Below are 18,575 nucleotides of genomic sequence, written 5' to 3' on the forward strand. Positions count from 1 at the left end.
AATCTTTTTTAATACTAATAGTTTTATAGGTCTATGACAAAACAGAAGAAATTTTTAACCTGTGATGGTAATCAGGCCGCTGCTCATATCTCGTATATGTTCAGCGAGGTAGCCGCGATTTACCCCATCACTCCGTCGTCTACAATGGCTGAATATGTAGATGAATGGGCTGCAGCCGGACGTAAGAATATTTTCGGCGAGACTGTAATGGTACAGGAAATGCAATCAGAGGGTGGTGCCGCAGGTGCTGTTCACGGTTCATTGCAAGCTGGTGCCTTGACAACAACCTACACTGCTTCTCAAGGTTTGTTGCTTATGATCCCTAATATGTACAAGATCGCCGGTGAATTGCTTCCTTGCGTTTTCCACGTATCCGCTCGTACATTGGCTTCTCATGCGTTGTGTATCTTCGGTGACCATCAAGACGTGATGTCTGCCCGTCAGACAGGTTTCGCCATGTTGGCCGAGGGTTCCGTACAGGAGGTTATGGACTTGGCCGGTGTCGCTCACTTGGCTACGATCAAGTCTCGTGTGCCGTTCGTGAACTTCTTCGACGGTTTCCGTACCTCTCACGAGATCCAGAAGATCGAGGCTTTGGAGAATGAGGACTTGGCTCCGCTTATCGACCAGAAGGCCTTGGCTGAGTTCCGTGCCCGTGCCTTGAACCCGGAGAGACCGGTCGCTCGCGGTATGGCCGAGAACCCGGATCATTTCTTCCAACACAGAGAATCTTCCAACACGTACTACGAGGCAGTTCCCGCTATCGTAGAAGAATATATGAACGAGGTTTCCAAGATCACAGGCCGTAAATACGGTTTGTTCGATTATTACGGAGCTGAGGACGCTGAGCGTGTGATCATCGCCATGGGCTCTGTTACGGAGGCCGCTCGTGAGGCTATCGATCACTTGATCGCTAAGGGCGAGAAGGTAGGTTTGGTATCCGTTCACTTGTATCGTCCGTTCTCCGCTAAGCATTTCTTGGCTGCCGTGCCTAAGACCGCTAAGCGTATCGCCGTATTGGATCGCACGAAAGAGCCGGGTGCTAACGGTGAGCCGTTGTATCTGGACGTAAAAGACTGCTTCTATGGTCAGGAGGATGCTCCGGTGATCGTAGGTGGCCGTTATGGTCTGGGTTCTAAGGATACGACTCCGGCTCAGATCCTGTCCGTATTCGAGAACTTGGCGTTGCCGATGCCGAAGAACCAGTTCACGATCGGTATCGTGGATGACGTTACTTTCACTTCTCTGCCTCAGAAGGAAGAGATCGCCTTGGGCGGTGAGGGTATGTTCGAGGCTAAGTTCTACGGTTTGGGTGCCGACGGTACGGTAGGCGCTAACAAGAACTCGGTGAAGATTATCGGTGATAACACGGATAAATACTGTCAGGCTTATTTCTCTTACGACTCTAAGAAATCCGGCGGTTTCACTTGTTCTCACCTGCGTTTCGGTGATCATCCGATCCGTTCTACTTATTTGGTGAATACCCCGAACTTCGTGGCTTGCCACGTTCAGGCTTATTTGCGCATGTACGACGTGACTCGTGGTTTGCGTGAGAACGGTACCTTCTTGTTGAATACCGTTTGGGGCGCTGAGGAGTTGGCTAAGCACTTGCCTAATAAGGTAAAACGTTACTTCGCTCAGAAGAATATCACTGTATATTATATCAACGCTACACAGATCGCCTTGGAGATCGGTTTAGGTAACCGTACCAATACGATCCTCCAGTCCGCTTTCTTCCGTATCACGGGTGTTATCCCTGTAGACTTGGCTATCGAGCAGATGAAGAAATTCATCGTTAAGTCTTACGGTAAGAAGGGCGAGGACGTGGTTAACAAGAACTACGCGGCTGTAGACCGTGGTGGCGAGTACAACCAATTGACGGTTGATCCCGCTTGGGCTAACCTTCCGGATGATGAGGCTGTCGTAAACAACGATCCCGCTTTCATCAACGAGGTAGTTCGTCCGATCAACGCTCAGGATGGCGATTTATTGAAGGTTTCCGCGTTCAAGGGCATCGAGGATGGTACTTGGGCGCAAGGAACCGCTAAATACGAGAAACGTGGCGTGGCCGCTTTCGTTCCGGTTTGGAATGAGGCGAACTGTATCCAGTGTAACCAATGTGCTTACGTTTGTCCTCACGCTTCTATCCGTCCGTTCGTATTGAACGATGAGGAGCAGAAGGGCGCTAGCTTCGCTATGTTGGACGTGAAGGCTCCGGCCGCTATGAAGGGTATGAAGTTCCGTATGCAGGTAGACGTTCTCGACTGTCTGGGTTGCGGTAACTGCGCCGATATCTGTCCGGGATTCAAGGGCAACAAGGCTTTGTCTATGGTTCCGCTGGAAGGCCAGTTGGCTGAGGCCGATAACTGGAACTACTGCGTGGCTAACGTTTCTTCTAAGCAAAACTTGGTAGACATCAAGTCTAACGTGAAGAACTCACAGTTCGCTACTCCGTTGTTTGAATTCTCAGGCGCTTGCTCCGGTTGTGGCGAGACTCCGTACGTGAAGTTGATCACCCAGTTGTTCGGCGACCGCGAGATGGTGGCTAACGCTACCGGATGTTCTTCTATCTACTCCGGTTCTGTACCTTCCACTCCTTATACAACGAACGAGAAGGGTCAAGGTCCTGCTTGGGCAAACTCTTTGTTCGAGGACTTCTGCGAGTTCGGCTTGGGTATGGAATTGGCGAACGAGAAGATGCGTAAACGTTTGGAAGGCTTGTTGCAACAGATCACCGTGGGCGAGCATGCTCCGGCTGAGGCCAAGGAGATAGCTGCCGCTTGGATCGCTAACCAGAACGACGCCGAGAAGACGAAGGAATTGGCTCCGCAGGTAATGGCGTTCGTTGAGCAAGGCATCAAGGAGGGTTGTCCGGTTTGCGCTCAGATCAAGGAATTGTCTCACTTCTTGGTAAAACGTTCTCAATGGATTATCGGTGGTGACGGTGCTTCTTACGATATCGGTTACGGTGGTTTGGATCACGTGATCGCTTCCGGCAAGAACGTAAATATCATGGTATTGGATACCGAGGTTTACTCTAACACGGGTGGTCAGTCCTCGAAGGCTACTCCGGTGGGCGCTATCGCTAAGTTCGCCGCTTCCGGTAAGAGGGTACGTAAGAAAGACCTTGGCTTGATGGCTACTACTTACGGTTACGTATATGTGGCTCAGATCGCTATGGGTGCCGACCAAGCCCAGACATTGAAGGCGATCCGCGAGGCCGAGGCTTACGACGGTCCTTCATTGATCATCGCCTACGCTCCTTGTATCAACCACGGTTTGAAGAAGGGTATGGGTAAGTCGCAAGCTGAGGAGAAAGAAGCCGTAGCATGCGGTTACTGGCACTTGTGGCGTTACAACCCGGCTTTGGAGGCAGAGGGCAAGAATCCGTTCACCTTGGATAGCAAGGAGCCGGATTGGAGCAAGTTCCAAGACTTCTTGAAGGGTGAGGTTCGTTTCGCTTCCGTAGCTAAACAATATCCGGCTGAGGCCGCTGAGTTGTTTGCCGCCGCCGAGGAGAACGCTAAATGGCGTCTGCGTAGCTACAAACGTATGGCTGCCGAGAATTGGGATGTAGAGGCTTAATATAACAGGTCTTTTAGTATAGAATGAGGGCGGTGTCTCCGGAAACGGAAGGCACCGCTTTTTTTATGGGGTGGATGGGGGAAGCTGCACATAAGGCGATACGGACCTGTACTACCGTATGTGCCGGCCTGTACTTCCTTATGTGTCAGCCCGCGCTAACGTATCTGCAAGTCCGTACTAACGTATCTACACGTTTGCACGAACGTATCTGCAAGTTTGCACAAGCGTATCTGCAAGTTTGCATGAACGTATCTACAAGTCTGTACTACCATATCTGCAAGCCTGCGCTACCGTATGCGCGGTTTGTCAGAAGACCGGGATCGAATAGACCAGCCCCAGCGATATACGGTGTGTATCCGGCTCTATGGCTCCCATTCGCGTGGCGGCTTTCTCTAGGATAACGCCCCGGTAGGTGTATAGGACGAATACGAAAAGGTCGAGTTGCTTGAAGGGGAAGAATTCCACGCTACTCTGCGCGTTCCACGAACGGCGGTACATCCCTTTCCGGAAATCACCGTTGCTCTTATACACCCGGGCGGTCTCGTACGCCCCTTTCACGTAAACGTTCCATTGGGGGTGGACACGGTAATCCACGTCGCCGATAATCGATAGGTATTCGGTGTTCATGGCGGTATGAGGCGTTCCGGGCAGACGGCTGACGACCCCATGTTGGTCGATCCCTTGGCGGGTGTACATAACGTCGAGGTATGTTAGCAACGGGCCTTTCTCATAGGTATTGCCACAGGTGAAATAGTAGGAGTAGCGCTTGCGGGTCTGCTGCCCGACGGCGGTGGCATAACGCAGTTGCAAGGCCTTGTCCAGATAATAGCTATTCCAGTTGACCGTGTACATAAAGGGTATCTTGGCCTTGGCGGTACCCTCGGGAAGTCCGGTAGGGTAGATGTCCTCGTCGTTACCGTTGCGGTTATTCACGATCTGGAAACAAAGCTCGTGATCCGGGCTGACTTGCCAGTTGCCCGAGATACCGGCTTGGTAGGCGGTCAGTAAATTATTGAACTCGCTAAACTCTCGTACCCGGATGGAATTGACGTAATACTCGTATCCCCCGAAATTGACGAATTGCTTGCCGATCGTGAAATTGAGATTAGGCCGTGCCTTCAGGTTCACGTACGCCAGCTCGAGCGAGGAGGAGAGGTTGTCGAGCGAATAGGGATCGGAGTATTTGTTGAACGACTGCCGGTAATGATACCCCAGCCACTTGCCCACGTCCCCCTTGATCTCCAGCCGGACACGGTTCAGCTTGAAGTTCATACCGTCTAGCTCCTTTCCGACAAACTCAGCGTTGGCCGAGGTGAAAAGCTGGAAGTTCATCTCGGCGCTATTGATCTTGATCTCTCCGTTCGATAATCGTTCCACGAGTGTAGGTTCCCCGTTATTCTCCCGAAGGGTCTCTTGGGCCGTCAGGCTGGCGTTCGTGGCTAGACAAAGCAAGAAAAGTAGAAAATGTTTCCTCATACGATAGATTTAGTTGGTAACAGCCTACAAAAGTATAAAAAACGTCTTAACCAAGATACGTTTAAGGGGATGAAAATGGGTGTTTAGGGGATGCGGACTTTCGTGCTATCCGCATCCCGAGGTGTATACGCTTTCTCTAGCCTCCGTCTAGAACCTCAATTGAGAATTCAATTCCGGGAACTGCGCTTGATGCCAATACGGGTAGATCGGGGTCGTCTGGCTTGCCATATCGAGGCGCTTCACCTGCTCCGGGCTGAGGCTCCAGCCTACGGCCTCTAGGTTCTGCCTTAGCTGCTCTTCCGTGCGGGCACCTATGATAAGGCTGCTTACTGTAGGCCGTTGCAATAACCAGTTCAAGGCGCATTGGGCTACGCTATGCCCGGTCTCCTCGGCTACCTGTTCCAATACCTCCACGATGTCGTACAGGCGTTCGTAAGAAGTAGCCTCGTCAGGTATCGGGCTTCCTCCGCGAGCGACACGCCCGTCCGTCGGGATCGGGTTATTCCGGCGGTACTTCCCGCCCAGACGTCCGGCGGATAAGGGGCTCCAGATAATGGCGCCCACCTTCTGGTCGATGCCTAGCGGCATCAGTTCCCACTCGAACTCCCGGTTCAGCAAGGAGTAATAAACCTGTTGGGCCACGTACCGGCTCCATCCATACCGCTCCGATACGGAAAGCGACTTCATTAAGTGCCAGCCGGAGAAGTTCGAGCAAGCGATATAACGGACCTTCCCGCTCGTCACCAAGTCGTCCAAGGCTCGGAGTGTCTCCTCTACCGGGGTATTCGCATCGAAACCGTGCATATGGTAAATGTCGATATGATCCGTGTTCAATCGTCTCAGGCTCGCCTCGCACGCCTGTATCAGATGGAAACGGGAAGAACCGATGGCGTTACGGCTCTCCGGGCTGAGGTTGAAAGTCGCCTTCGTGGAGATCAAGAGGCGATTCCTCAATCCGTGGATCGCCTTTCCCAAGATTTCCTCGGAAAGACCGTTGGAGTAGACATCCGCCGTATCGAATAGATTCACCCCGGCGTCCAAGCAAAGATTGACCATACGGGTAGCCTCTTCCACCTTGGTATGTCCCCAACCTTCAAAACCATTCGTGCCACCAAAAGTAGCCGTACCTAAACAAAGTGCCGGAACGTATAATCCGGAACCTCCTAGTTGTCTGTATTCCATAAAAAACTATATCTATTATTTGATGAAGGAAATGAAAATACAAATGTAACAAATAAAGTGTATCTTTGTCATTAAAAGAAGATAATAGGTATAAGTATGATTAAGGCAGTATTTTTTGACATTGACGGTACGTTGGTAAGTTTCAAGACGCATAAACTACCGGACTCCACGGTCCGGGCCTTGGACCTGTTGCGAGAAAAGGGAATCAAGGTTTTCATCGCTACCGGCCGCCAGTTGCAATCTATCAATAACCTCGGGACGCAAGAGTTCGATGGCTATGTTACCTTGAACGGAGGATATTGCTTGGCCGGAAAAGATAAGGTTATCTATAAACATAATATCCCGTCGGGGGATATAGAGGCGTTGATCCGCTATCAAGAGAATGAGGAGGCGTTCCCGTGCGCCTTGGTGGAGGAAGATGGGATTTACCAGAACTACGTGGATGATTCTGTGCGACAGCTTTACGACATGCTAGACTTCCCTCATCCTCCCTTGCGTCCTTTGCGTGGCAACGGGGGTAAGGAAGTATACCAGCTGATAGCCTTTTTCTCTCCCGGCCATGAAGAACGTATCATGTCCGTCTTGCCGCATTGCGAGGCTACTCGCTGGAACCCGCTATTTGCGGATGTCGTGCCGCGGGGGAGCAGTAAGGCGGTAGGGATCGATAAGATCATCGAGTATTACGGGATCTCGCTCCACGAGACGATGGCTTTTGGCGATGGAGGCAACGATATGGCCATGCTTCGCCACGCCGGGATCGGGGTAGCCATGGGTAACGCCGGCGACGAGGTGAAAGAGGCGGCGGATTACGTGACCGACTCCGTAGATGACGATGGTGTCATGAACGCTTTAAGACATTTCGATGTTATATAAATAAACAGTTTAATAACGCTAAATCACAAACGCTATGATTGATGAATTGGTAAGCTATAATCGTGAGTTCGTAAAGAACAAGGGGTATGAGAAGTATATCACGAATAAATATCCCGATAAGAAGATCGCCATCGTGTCTTGCATGGATACCCGGCTGACCGAGTTGCTACCCGCCTCCTTGGGCATCAAGAATGGAGACGTGAAAATTATAAAGAACGCAGGGGCGATCATATCCCACCCCTTCGGAAGCGTTATCCGGAGCTTGATGGTGGCGATTTACGAGCTTGGGGTTGTAGAGGTAATGATAATCGGGCATACCGATTGTGGAGCCAAGCACATGAATAGCTCCGAGATGATCGAAAAGATGAAAGAGCGGGGAATCCCGCAGGAACGAATAGATATGATCCGATATTGCGGTATAAACTTCGAGTCGTGGTTGCGGGGATTCGAGACCTCCGAGGCTTCCGTGCACGAGACCGTGGAGCAAATTCGGAATCATCCGCTGATTCCGTCGGATATAACGGTAAGAGGGTTTGTAATAGACTCTGTTACAGGTGAATTAACGCCGGTGGAGTAATCCCCGGCGTATTTAGACTTATTTGCACAATTCATAAATAATCGAAAAAATGAAATATTTTATTATGTTCTACAACATTGTTTCGGATAAAATGGTTATCTTTGTAACGAATTAAGAAAGAAAGATCGTTTTAGGATTATTTATTAACTGGCTTTCCAAGCGTGGGAAGCGTAAAACAAAAAGATTATGATGATGAGAGAAAATGAGAAAAGCCTTCGTGCTTTAGCGATGTTGCGTTATCAAGCAGATCGTTACCAGTCAGCTGGCAATGGTGCCATGAGTCAGCGATTAAACGCTGAGATCCGTCGCCTTATGAGCGAAATGAGTGTAGATGCGGATAAGAACTAAAAGACTGCGTCTTTTTTAAGTAAAGAATTAAAGTAAGAAATAAATTAGATGTCATCTCTTACCTCCGTTCAAAACGGAATGGTGAGAGATAGGAAATGAGGATTACCTTTGGCAATACGGCCGGGTGAGCCTTTTTTTGTGCCCTTTCCTTTCCTTCTCCTTCGCGTATCAGGGAAATTACTTATATTTGTGAATGAAAAAGCTAAAACAATAATCATTTGAACACAAAAGCGATGAAAAAAGCAGGATTACTCTTAATGTCGCTGGCATTAAGTACGGCTCTTTGGGCGGAAAGTCCGGAGAAGAAAGGTTTGGACGTGATAAATAGATCGACCGCCGAGGCGCATATCGGTTTCTTGGCCGATGATGATCTGGAGGGCCGTGAGGCCGGTTTCCGTGGAGGCCGTATAGCGGGAGATTATATCGTGGCGAACTTGAAGTCCTTAGGTATCGATCCCGTGGGCGATTCCTATTACCATCCGTTCGAGGCTTACCATCTGGAACGCCAGAAAAGAGGAGCCCGTTGGCAAGTCCACCCGGACTCGGTGGCCGCTATCAAGCAGACCGGTGTTTTCCAGAAGCTATCCTTGAATAATATATTGGGTAAGATAGAGGGGAAGAACCCGAACGAGATCGTGATTGTCGGCGCTCACTATGACCATCTGGGTATCGACCCGATGCTGGATGGCGACCAGATCTATAACGGGGCGGACGATAACGCCTCCGGAGTCTCTGCCGTTTTGCAGATAGCGAGGGCTTTCCTTGCCACGGGCCAGCAACCGGAGCGAACCGTTGTATTCGCTTTCTGGGACGGTGAGGAGAAAGGGCTTCTCGGATCGAAAGCCTTCGTTCAGTCTTTTCCAGAGATAAAGAACGTGAAAGGATATTTGAATTTCGATATGATCGGCCGTAACAATAACGAGGCGAAGCCTACCCATGTGGTTTATTTCTATACGGAGGCGCACCCTGCTTTCGGCGATTGGCTGAAGAACGATATCAAGAAATACAACTTGAATCTGGCACCGGATTATCGTCCGTGGGATAACCCGGTAGGAGGGAGTGATAACGGTTCCTTCGCAAAGATAGGTATCCCTATTATCTGGTATCATACCGACGGGCATCCGGATTACCATCAACCGAGCGACCATGCCGACCGGATTAATTGGGACAAGGTGGTGAATATCACGAAGGCCTCGTTCCTTAATATGTGGTATATGGCGAATGAGAAAGATTTTTAGAGATTATACTTCTTTTTCAATAGAAGATATCTAATAAAAGTAAGTTAACTTCATCGGCGAAGTAAGTTAACTTACTTTGGCATTTTAATTAACTTACTTTGCTAATGAAGCTGGCTTGCTTTTATATTCTGAAAAAACGCCTGAATTACTGTGATTTCATATCTTACCGCAGATACTTAGTTCTACATGAACTCAAGTCGATTTTAACTTAAAACCGTTTATATTTCTAATTTTATATTGTAAAACATAAAAATAAGGAAAGATTTATTTAATTATAATAACACAATATAATGAATATTTCATATCTTTGCCTCCGATATAAAATGTGCTAGGTATTTTGGCGCCAACTAAATAAAACAACTTCTACTTAAGAAAAGTTCATGTAGGACTCCGATAGTTAGCCCATTTTTTATTTGAACTTAATTACGCTAGAACTCAGGAGTGAGTGTATGTATGTGAATAATTTTAAAAGACAAATGTTTCGCCAAGACATTGTCTAATTATTTATCAATAAAACCATCAGTTATGTTGAAAAACTTTAAACCTGTCAGCTTAATTCTATGTGCGGGTGCGTTATGCTTCTCGGGAAGCATGTATGCCAACATCGCACCTGTTGAGCAAGGTACCTCTATCTCCCAGCAAAACGGGAAAGTAACAGGTACAGTGGAAGATGATTTCGGCCCAGTGACCGGAGCGTCAGTTGTCGTGAAAGGCACGACCAATGGTACGATTACCGATATGGACGGTAATTTCACCTTGGAAGGTGTCAAGAATGGTGATGTAATCCAAATCTCATTCATTGGTTACTCCACCATGGAAATTACGTATACCGGCCAACCGGTAGGCGTTATCAAATTAGCGGAAGACACCCAGAAATTGGATGAGGTCGTGGTTACGGCCTTAGGCATGAAGCGATCTGAGAAGTCCTTGGGTTATGCGATGCAAGAGTTGAAGGGAGACGCTTTGCTGGATTCTCGCGAGAGCAATATCGCCAATGCGTTGTCCGGTAAGGTTTCCGGTTTGCAGGTCGTTCGTTCTAGTGGTAGTGTAGGCGGTTCTTCGAAGATTGTACTTCGTGGTGCGAACTCTTTGACCGGTTCTAATCAGCCGTTGGTAGTTGTAGATGGTACTCCGATGGATAACTTCACCGGTGGTGTAGATGATGCTTGGGGTAACTCCGGTACGGATATGGGTAACGGTCTTTCGGATATCAATCCAGAAGACATCGAGTCTATGTCTGTATTGAAAGGTGCTTCCGCTGCCGCTCTTTACGGTTCTCGTGCCGGTAATGGTGTTATCTTGATTACGACGAAATCAGGAAAGAAGAATGATGGTCTGGGTATCAATGTGAACTTTGGAGTTACGGCGGATACTCCTTTTATGTTGCCGGAACTGCAAAGTTCTTTCGGACAGGGTTCTGTTGGTGCTTACAATGACCAAACCAATCTGAGCTGGGGTCCGAGGATTGAAGGACAGACTATTACTACGTATGACGGACGTCAAGTGCCAATGGCCGCTTATGACAATATTGGCGCTTTCTTTGGTACAGGTACCTCTTTCAATGAAGGCGTAAGTTTCCAGCAAGATGTGAATGGAACCTCTATGTTCTTTTCTTTCAATCGCCAAGATGACTCGGGTGTAACCCCAGAGCAAAGTCTGAATAAGACGAATTTAACGTTACGTGCTACCTCATTTTTGGATGAGGCTAAGAAATGGAAGGTGGATGCGAAGGTGAACTATGTAAACCAAAACGCCCATAATCGTCCGATCATTGGTATAAACCCATCCAACGCATTTTCAACCGTTTATAATTTGCCTCGCTCTTTGAATGTTCTTGATTTTGAGAACTGTGTGGATGATCAAGGGAAAATGGTTTGGTATGATAAAAGTAATAGTCCACAGGAGAACCCTTATTGGGTAACTCAATACCGTCAGAACGACGATACGCGTAATCGTATTTTAGGAAATGCTTCTTTAAAATATGCTCCTACGGATTGGTTTGATATCGAGCTGAGAGGAGGTACTGACTATTATACTACCACGACTACTCAAAAGTTATATTCAGGAGGTAATACGAAGCCGGAAGGTAGCTATTCTGAAGGTTCTGAGACATTCTATGAGAATAACTTTAGCTTCTTGGCTACGGTGCGTAAGGATGATTTGATCAGCAAATTGGGTGGTTTTGTTACATTTGGTGGTAACATCATGCAGCAGAAACGTACCAAAATGAATGCAAGTGCGGGAACGTTGTTGGTTCCTGATTTGTTTGATGTCAATAATGGTGTTGATAAACCTTCTATTACATCTTCTTTGACCCAGCGTAAAATGAACTCTTTGTACGGATCTCTCCAGTTGAACTGGGATGGTTGGTTGTTCTTGGATGTTACGGCACGTAATGACTGGTCATCCACTATGTCAAAAGAGAATCGTTCTTATTTCTATCCTTCTGTTAGCTTATCTGCTGTAATCTCTGATATGGTACAGAAAAACGGAGGAAGTATGCCTGATTGGTTTAGTTTCGCGAAGGTGCGTGCTTCTTTCGCTGAGGTAGGTAATGATTTGGATCCTTATCAGTTATATAATGTATATACAATTTCTAAGGATGCTAATGGTAATAGTATGGCTTCTGCCGGAAGTACCTTGTTTGACTCTTCGGTTAAGAGTGAGTTGATCAAGTCTTGGGAGGTTGGTGCCGACTTACGTTTCTTCAATAACCGTTTTGGTATTGATGCCGCTTGGTATAAGACAAATGCGACCAATCAGTTGCTGAATATTCCGATGGATGCTTTTTCCGGATATGAATCTCGAAAAGTGAATGCGGGTAATATCCAGAACCAAGGTTTCGAACTTTCGTTGAATGGTGCTATTATGCAGACTGCTAGTGGGTTTAACTGGGATGCGCAAGCTCATTTCTCTTTGAATAGAAGTAAGATCTTGGAATTAACCGAAGGGGTGACTGTCTATGATATCAAGACTGTGGATGTCTTACAGATTGCCGCTACCGAAGGTGGTAAATATGGTGATATTTATGGACAGAAATTTGTTCGCCACAATGGGCAGGTCGTGGTAGGTGAAGATGGTCTTCCTTTGATTACGACAGATAAAGAGTTGATTGGTAATCAGAACCCGGATTGGATGCTTGGTCTCACGAATAATTTCTCTTATAAGGGTTTTGATTTGAGTTTCTTGATCGACTTCCGTATAGGTGGTGAGATTTACTCGGCGACGACTTCTTCTTTGCATAAGAATGGTAACGCTGCCGGAACGGTCGTGAATGGTGATCGTGCTGATTTCGTGGTTCCAAACTCAATCATGAAAAAAGGTGATGAGTATGTGAAGAATGATGTCGCTGTTACGCCTCAAAGATATTGGGAGCGTATCGCTTCTTCAGGAAACTATGGTTTGCCGGAGGTGTTTACGTATGACGCTACGAATATCCGTTTGAGAAATATTACTTTAGGATATACGTTCAATAAGAATTTGTTGAAGAAAACCCCGTTCCAAAAGTTGCGTCTGTCCGCGACTTGTAATAACGTATGGATGATTGTTTCTCATTTGCCGGGTATCGATCCTGAATCTGTGGCAGCTACAAATACGAATGCGGTAGGATTCGAGAATGGTGGCGCGCCTACAAATCGTTCTTATACATTTAATTTAACTGTAGGATTCTAATAGAAAGGAGATAATATGAAAACGAAAAATATCATTATATTAGGAGCCTTGGCGGTCGCTTCATTGACAACGGTTACAAGTTGTAATGACTTTGAGGATATCAACAAAGACCCGAATAAGGCTGATTTGGAGCAAGTGGAACCGGAATGGTTCTTGAATGGCTCCATTGGAGATGCTCAAATGAACCCTGAAATAGCAGAACGTATTTTTATTTTGTATTGGAAGCGGGCTGCTCGTTTTGATCGGGGTAGCGGTTTCGCAATCGGTACGGATAATGATGACTATAATAGATTATACTTGACTTCGAACTCGTATGGCGTAGGTTGGTTGAATAAGGCGAATCAAGCGATAGAGGTCGGAGAGGAGAAAATCAAATTAGATGTGGATAATGCCTATCCTTATTATCGGAATATCCCGAATATGGCTCGTATTTGGAGAGCTTATTTGAACTCTGAATTGTCTGATAACTTTGGCCCGATACCGGCGTTATCTGCTTTTACCGGTGTTCCTGGAGAATATAATAAGGTGGAGGATATCTATACCTATATATTGAAAGAGTTGAAAGAGGCGGTCGCTTCTTTGGATGAGAGCATTGATATGAGTGCGATGTCCAAATATGATCCGTTTTTTGGTGGTGACATAAAGAAATGGAAAAAGTATGGAAACTCTTTGCGTATGCGTCTAGCGATGCGTTTGACTGCGGTCAATCCTTCTTTGGCGCAAGCTGAGTTTGAGGATGCTGCCAAGGGTGAGTTTATCGCCTCTATGGATGATATCGCCCAGGTTGCGGAGAAAGATGGATGGGATCCGTATACAGGTGTCATGACAAGAACTTGGAATAACCAAGCGATGTCTACTACTTTCAATAATCTCGTAGTGGGACTAGGCGGTGTGGAATTTCCTGTTCCTGATGAGTTGAAATCCAATTTGAAAGATCCTTATACTTACTTAGGCCAGAATGTCAGCCTGCATTTCCCAACAACCACAAATGATCCTTGTGCGGGCTATTTTTTCGATGGTATCCCACAATATATCGATCCTCGTGCGCCTCAGTTGTATAGCATTCCGGGGTATGATGACGGAGTGGTTTATCCTTCTTATATAGGTGCCGCTTCCGAGGTAAAGGATGAGATAACATTGATTGCGGGAGATTATACGGATGTGCTGACCGGACAAAAAGTTTCCGCGCCGGAAGTAAAACTTCCCATGAAATATTCTTGGACGACCGTTGTTGCCGGAAACTGGAACGATAAGGCCGGTTTAGTTGGTGACTATACAAGTTATAACTACAACTTCCCTTCTTTGGCTGATAAGTTCCGTCATAGCACGAACAAACGTGTATGGTTTGGCCCGTGGGAAAGTTATTTCTTGTTAGCGGAAGCTGCGGTTTATGGTTGGAATGTTCCGGGTAGCGCAAAGGATAATTATGAGAAAGGTATCGCCGCTAGTTTTGAATATAACGGTGTTTCCGATAAACTCTTAGAATATTTGCAATCTAAGGCTTATAACCGTGTAGGAACATCTGTAGCTTTCGATCATACGGTAGAGGCTAAGGCTTATACGATCAACTATTACGATGCATATACGAAACAGAATAAGACAACGACTTATGAGTATCCTAAAAATACGATCTATAAGAATGGTCAGTATAATAATGATGCATTGACTAAGATCATTACGCAGAAGTTCATCGCTCAGAATCCTTGGTTGCCTTTGGAAGTGTGGTCTGATCACCGTCGTTTAGGTTTGCCGTTCTTCGAGAATCAAGCTGTAGAGGCTGCTTACAATCCAACTAACCAAGTGTTGTTAACTCCTGCTACTTGCAAGGAATGTAAAGTAGAGTTCTACCCGAAGCGTCTTCGTTACCCGGCAGTTCTTCAAACCAATAACTTGGAAGGGTATAACCAAGCTTTAGAAAGACTTGGTGGTCCGAACATGACGACAACTTCTTTGTGGTGGAATATGAAATAATATGAATAGTATTTTTACTGCAAAATAATAGGAATCCTCACGTTGGGATGTATCATCATTCAACGTGAGGATTTATGTTTTTAATGTTAAACTTTTAAATTTTACAGTTATGAGAAAGTTATTAATGGTATTGTTTTTATTTGGAACAATTAGTGTTTTTTGCAATGCCCAAATAGATGGTTATTATGTAAAAGACAGTGGTAATCTAGCGCTTTTTGCGGATGGAGAACCTAGGACTAGTAATTCAATTGGTATTGAAGCTGGGAAATCAGTGGAAATTCGTTTTACTCAACCTTCTACTGGAGATTTCTTGTGGCAAAAAATGAGTGGTAGTGACTATATTCAATTTAATCCCGGTGGGTCTGGACGTTTTGCGTTAATTTGGACACAGAGTGCAAGTAAAGGGGACTCGGCTGTTTTTTGTGTCACAGACAAGAATGGTGATGTGCTGACGATTACTATTCATGCTTATTAGACTTTATAGGAAATAAAGATATCTACTTCTTGTCTTTTCTTGTCTTTTGACAACTTTGTATTGTAACTGATTCGGAAATTATAGAGAATAATATTCTTACGAGAAAAGGGCGTATCGATGTAAATGTCGGTACGCCTTCTTTTTTTTGTGGTGATGATTTGTATGGGTAAACTGGAACTTTTATTGGCTTCTGAAGTGAATAACTAACGGCTTCCTGCCTCTTTTACGGTTTGGTTATCCTTTGGTTAAAATTTCTGTAAATCAATTTTTTATGGATGTTAGTAAGGATAACTCTTATTCGTTTTGTCTGTAAGGAGAGAGTAGTTGCGGTATCCTCACCAGTTACCTCTTGTATATGTTAAACTCAAAACATATCTGCCCTTTTTATGTTTATACAGGATAAATGACATTTGTTGACGCAAAAACTAAAACATTGTCTAGAAAAATAAACAAAAAACAGTAGTTATGTTGAAAAGATTCAGACCAGTCAGCTTAATCCTGTTGGTAGGGGCGCTTGGGTTCTCGGGAAACTTATACGCCACGCCTATGTCCGGGATTCCGAGGGTTGACATTTCACAGCAAAACGCAAAGGTGTCGGGAATAGTTGAGGATGCCTTAGGACCCGTTACCGGGGCGTCCGTAATCGTGAAAGGAACTACCAATGGTACTATGACCGACTTGGACGGACATTTTACCTTGGATAACGTGAAGAAAGGGGATATCATACAGATATCGTTTATCGGTTATACCTCGCAAGACATCCCGTATACTGGCCAGTCCGAGATTACGGTTAAACTCGTGGAAGATACCCAGAAACTCGATGAGGTGGTGGTGACCGCCTTGGGTATGAAACGGGATAAGAAAGCCTTGGGTTATGCCATGCAGGAGTTGAAAGGGGATGACCTCTTGGCCTCCCGTGAGCCGAACTTGGCGAACTCCCTTTCCGGTAAGGTTTCCGGTTTGCAGATCGTCCGTTCAAGCAATGGCGTAGGAGGGTCTTCTAAGATCGTACTTCGTGGTAACAACTCCTTGACGGGTAGCAACCAGCCCTTGATCGTCGTAGACGGTACCCCGATGGATAACTTCACCGGTGGCGTGGATGATGTATGGGGTAACTCCGGAGCGGACATGGGTAACGGCCTTTCGGATATCAACCCGGAAGATATCGAGTCCATGACGGTATTGAAGGGTGCTTCCGCCGCCGCCCTTTATGGCTCACGTGCCGGTAACGGCGTGATCTTGATCACTACCAAGTCCGGACGTAAGAACGAGGGACTCGGTATTACGATCAACGCCGGTATCACCGCCGAGACGATTTTCCTGAAACCTGATTTACAGAACGACTTCGGACAAGGCTCCGTGGGCGTTTACGATAACCAATCCCGCCTTAGCTGGGGACCGAAAGCCATGGGACAAATGGTAACCGATTGGAGAGGCAACCAAATCCCTCTGCATACTTATGATAATATCGACGCTTTTTTCCGCACCGGAACCTCCTTTAACGAGGGTGTCAGCTTCCAGCAGAACATAAAGGGTACGGCGGTATTCGCCTCCGTAAACCGTTCCGACGATGCTAGTATCACCCCACGCTCAAAACTAAACAAGACGAATATTACCTTGCGTGCCACCACTTTCTTGGATGAGGCGGAAAAGTGGAAAGTAGATGCCAAGGTGAATTATATCAATCAAAACGCGCATAACCGCCCGATTCAGGGCGTGAATCCCTCGAACGCTTTCAATACGATCTATAACCTGCCTCGTTCCTTGAATATCCGCGAATTTGAGGATGACGTGGATGAGCAAGGCAATATGATTTGGTATGACGCCTCCAAGAATCCGCAGGAGAACCCTTATTGGGTGACCCGTTATCGCCAGAACGAGGATACCCGTAACCGTTTGTTAGGAAATATCTCCTTGAAATATGCCCCGACCGATTGGTTCGATATTGAGTTGAGAGGTGGTACGGATTATTATACCACGACGAAGAGCGAGAAAGTATATGCCGGTGGTAATACCAGTCCGAGAGGTCTGTATACCGAGGGATCGGAGACCTTCTATGAGAATAACTTCAGTTTCTTGGCTACGGCCCGGAAGGATAACTTGATCGATCGGCTGGGAGGCTTCGTTACTTTCGGTGGTAACTTGATGCTCCAGCAGCGTAATAAGATGAACGCTTCTGCCGGAGAGTTGTTGGTGCCGAACTTGTTCTCGCTGAATAATGGCGTGAATAAGCCGACAGTCACTTCCGAGTTGATCCGCCGTCGTATGAATTCCTTGTATGGGTCGTTGCAGTTGAACTGGGATGGTTATCTGTTCTTGGATGTTACGGCACGTAACGATTGGTCGTCTACGATGTCGAAAGCCAACCGCTCTTATTTCTATCCATCTGTCAGTTTATCGCTTGTGATCTCAGATATGTTGCCGAAGATTGGCGGAAGCATGCCGGATTGGTTCTCTTTCGCTAAGGTACGTGCCTCCTTCGCTGAGGTAGGTAACGACTTGGATCCGTATCAATTATATAACTTCTACTCTGTAGGCAAGGACCCCAACGGGAATACGACGGCGAAACCGGGTAAGGTACTTTACGACTCGGATGTACGTAGTGAGTTGATTAAATCATGGGAGGCCGGTTTCGATATCCGTTTCTTCAATAACCGGTTAGGCTTGGATGCCGCTTGGTATAAGTCCAACGCTACCCGCCAGTTACTGGATTTACCGATGGACCCGTTCTCCGGCTATGCTTCCCGTAAGATTAACGCGGGTAACATTCAGAACGAGGGTTTGGAGATCTCCTTGAACGGTACGATTCTAGACAATCCCGCCGGATTGAGCTGGAGCTCTACGGCGCAGTTCTCCTTGAACCGGAATAAGATCAAGGAATTATACGAGGGCGTGAATCTATATGATATAAAGACGTTCGACGCTATCCAGATCGTAGCTCCGGTAGGTGGTTATTATGGTGAGATCTACGGGCAGACCTTTATGCGTGTGACCGATGAGAATAGTCCTCACTATGGAAAGATCGTCGTAGGTGATGATGGTTTGCCTTTGATCTCTACCGAGAAGTCGAAAGTAGGAAACCAGAGTCCGGATTGGATGATGGGTTGGACCAATAATTTCTCTTATAAAGGTTTTAACCTGAGCTTCTTGATAGACTTCCGTATCGGTGGTAGCATCT

10 protein-coding genes and 1 pseudogene (1 of these 11 only partly in view) are annotated in these 18,575 nt (G+C 46.6%); 9 read left to right on the forward strand and 2 right to left on the reverse strand.

Features of this window, described 5'->3' with window-relative positions; all coding sequences use genetic code 11:
- Positions 1-33 precede the first annotated feature (33 nt).
- Complete coding sequence (nifJ, locus tag QVP94_RS06640; RefSeq protein WP_022192228.1) at positions 34-3,585, forward strand: pyruvate:ferredoxin (flavodoxin) oxidoreductase; 3,552 nt, start codon at positions 34-36, stop codon at positions 3,583-3,585.
- 306 nt (positions 3,586-3,891) lie between these two features.
- On the opposite strand, the gene QVP94_RS06645 is transcribed toward nifJ, so the two are convergent.
- Both QVP94_RS06645 and QVP94_RS06650 read right to left on the reverse strand, forming a co-directional pair.
- Entirely contained in the window at positions 3,892-5,061 is a 1,170-nt protein-coding gene (locus tag QVP94_RS06645; RefSeq protein WP_022192229.1) for a porin, read from the reverse strand.
- Positions 5,062-5,208: 147 nt separating this feature from the next.
- On the reverse strand, positions 5,209-6,243 hold the full coding sequence (locus tag QVP94_RS06650) for an aldo/keto reductase (protein ID WP_005858283.1): 1,035 nt from the start codon (positions 6,241-6,243) through the stop codon (positions 5,209-5,211).
- 96 nt (positions 6,244-6,339) lie between these two features.
- On the opposite strand from QVP94_RS06650, the gene QVP94_RS06655 reads away from it, so the two are divergent.
- From QVP94_RS06655 to QVP94_RS06690, 8 genes and pseudogenes are all read left to right on the forward strand, one after another.
- Positions 6,340-7,116 (forward strand): Cof-type HAD-IIB family hydrolase, encoded by a 777-nt coding sequence (locus tag QVP94_RS06655; protein ID WP_005858281.1) that lies wholly within the window; start codon positions 6,340-6,342, stop codon positions 7,114-7,116.
- 34 nt (positions 7,117-7,150) lie between these two features.
- The gene (locus tag QVP94_RS06660; RefSeq protein ID WP_005858279.1) at positions 7,151-7,693 is read left to right on the forward strand and encodes a beta-class carbonic anhydrase; all 543 of its coding nucleotides are present in this window, start codon (positions 7,151-7,153) and stop codon (positions 7,691-7,693) included.
- A 186-nt stretch (positions 7,694-7,879) separates the two neighbouring features.
- Positions 7,880-8,041: a hypothetical protein gene (locus QVP94_RS06665; protein ID WP_005858277.1), complete on the forward strand. Its 162-nt coding sequence runs from the start codon at positions 7,880-7,882 to the stop codon at positions 8,039-8,041.
- 233 nt (positions 8,042-8,274) lie between these two features.
- Positions 8,275-9,279 (forward strand): M28 family metallopeptidase, encoded by a 1,005-nt coding sequence (locus QVP94_RS06670; protein ID WP_005858275.1) that lies wholly within the window; start codon positions 8,275-8,277, stop codon positions 9,277-9,279.
- A gap of 525 nt (positions 9,280-9,804) precedes the next feature.
- Positions 9,805-12,951 (forward strand): SusC/RagA family TonB-linked outer membrane protein, encoded by a 3,147-nt coding sequence (locus QVP94_RS06675; protein WP_005858273.1) that lies wholly within the window; start codon positions 9,805-9,807, stop codon positions 12,949-12,951.
- A gap of 15 nt (positions 12,952-12,966) precedes the next feature.
- Positions 12,967-14,922, forward strand: a complete 1,956-nt coding sequence (locus QVP94_RS06680; protein ID WP_008779507.1) for a SusD/RagB family nutrient-binding outer membrane lipoprotein — start codon at positions 12,967-12,969, stop codon at positions 14,920-14,922.
- Between the two features lie 109 nt (positions 14,923-15,031).
- A complete protein-coding gene (locus QVP94_RS06685) occupies positions 15,032-15,397 on the forward strand; it encodes a hypothetical protein (protein ID WP_005858269.1) in 366 nt (121 codons plus the stop codon).
- 465 nt (positions 15,398-15,862) lie between these two features.
- Positions 15,863-18,575, forward strand: a pseudogene (locus QVP94_RS06690) (SusC/RagA family TonB-linked outer membrane protein); it runs 484 nt beyond the window's last position.

This window comes from Parabacteroides sp. CAG:2 (genome assembly GCF_000436315.1).
Classification (GTDB): Bacteria; Bacteroidota; Bacteroidia; order Bacteroidales; family Tannerellaceae; genus Parabacteroides; species Parabacteroides distasonis.

Coding starts and splice junctions, on each gene's coding strand:
- QVP94_RS06650 (WP_005858283.1), bottom strand. CDS start 6,243: ATGGAATACAGACAACTAGGAGGTTCCGGATTATACGTTCCGGCACTT.
- nifJ (WP_022192228.1), top strand. CDS start 34: ATGACAAAACAGAAGAAATTTTTAACCTGTGATGGTAATCAGGCCGCT.
- QVP94_RS06665 (WP_005858277.1), top strand. CDS start 7,880: ATGATGATGAGAGAAAATGAGAAAAGCCTTCGTGCTTTAGCGATGTTG.
- QVP94_RS06675 (WP_005858273.1), top strand. CDS start 9,805: ATGTTGAAAAACTTTAAACCTGTCAGCTTAATTCTATGTGCGGGTGCG.
- QVP94_RS06670 (WP_005858275.1), top strand. CDS start 8,275: ATGAAAAAAGCAGGATTACTCTTAATGTCGCTGGCATTAAGTACGGCT.
- QVP94_RS06645 (WP_022192229.1), bottom strand. CDS start 5,061: ATGAGGAAACATTTTCTACTTTTCTTGCTTTGTCTAGCCACGAACGCC.
- QVP94_RS06655 (WP_005858281.1), top strand. CDS start 6,340: ATGATTAAGGCAGTATTTTTTGACATTGACGGTACGTTGGTAAGTTTC.
- QVP94_RS06685 (WP_005858269.1), top strand. CDS start 15,032: ATGAGAAAGTTATTAATGGTATTGTTTTTATTTGGAACAATTAGTGTT.
- QVP94_RS06680 (WP_008779507.1), top strand. CDS start 12,967: ATGAAAACGAAAAATATCATTATATTAGGAGCCTTGGCGGTCGCTTCA.
- QVP94_RS06660 (WP_005858279.1), top strand. CDS start 7,151: ATGATTGATGAATTGGTAAGCTATAATCGTGAGTTCGTAAAGAACAAG.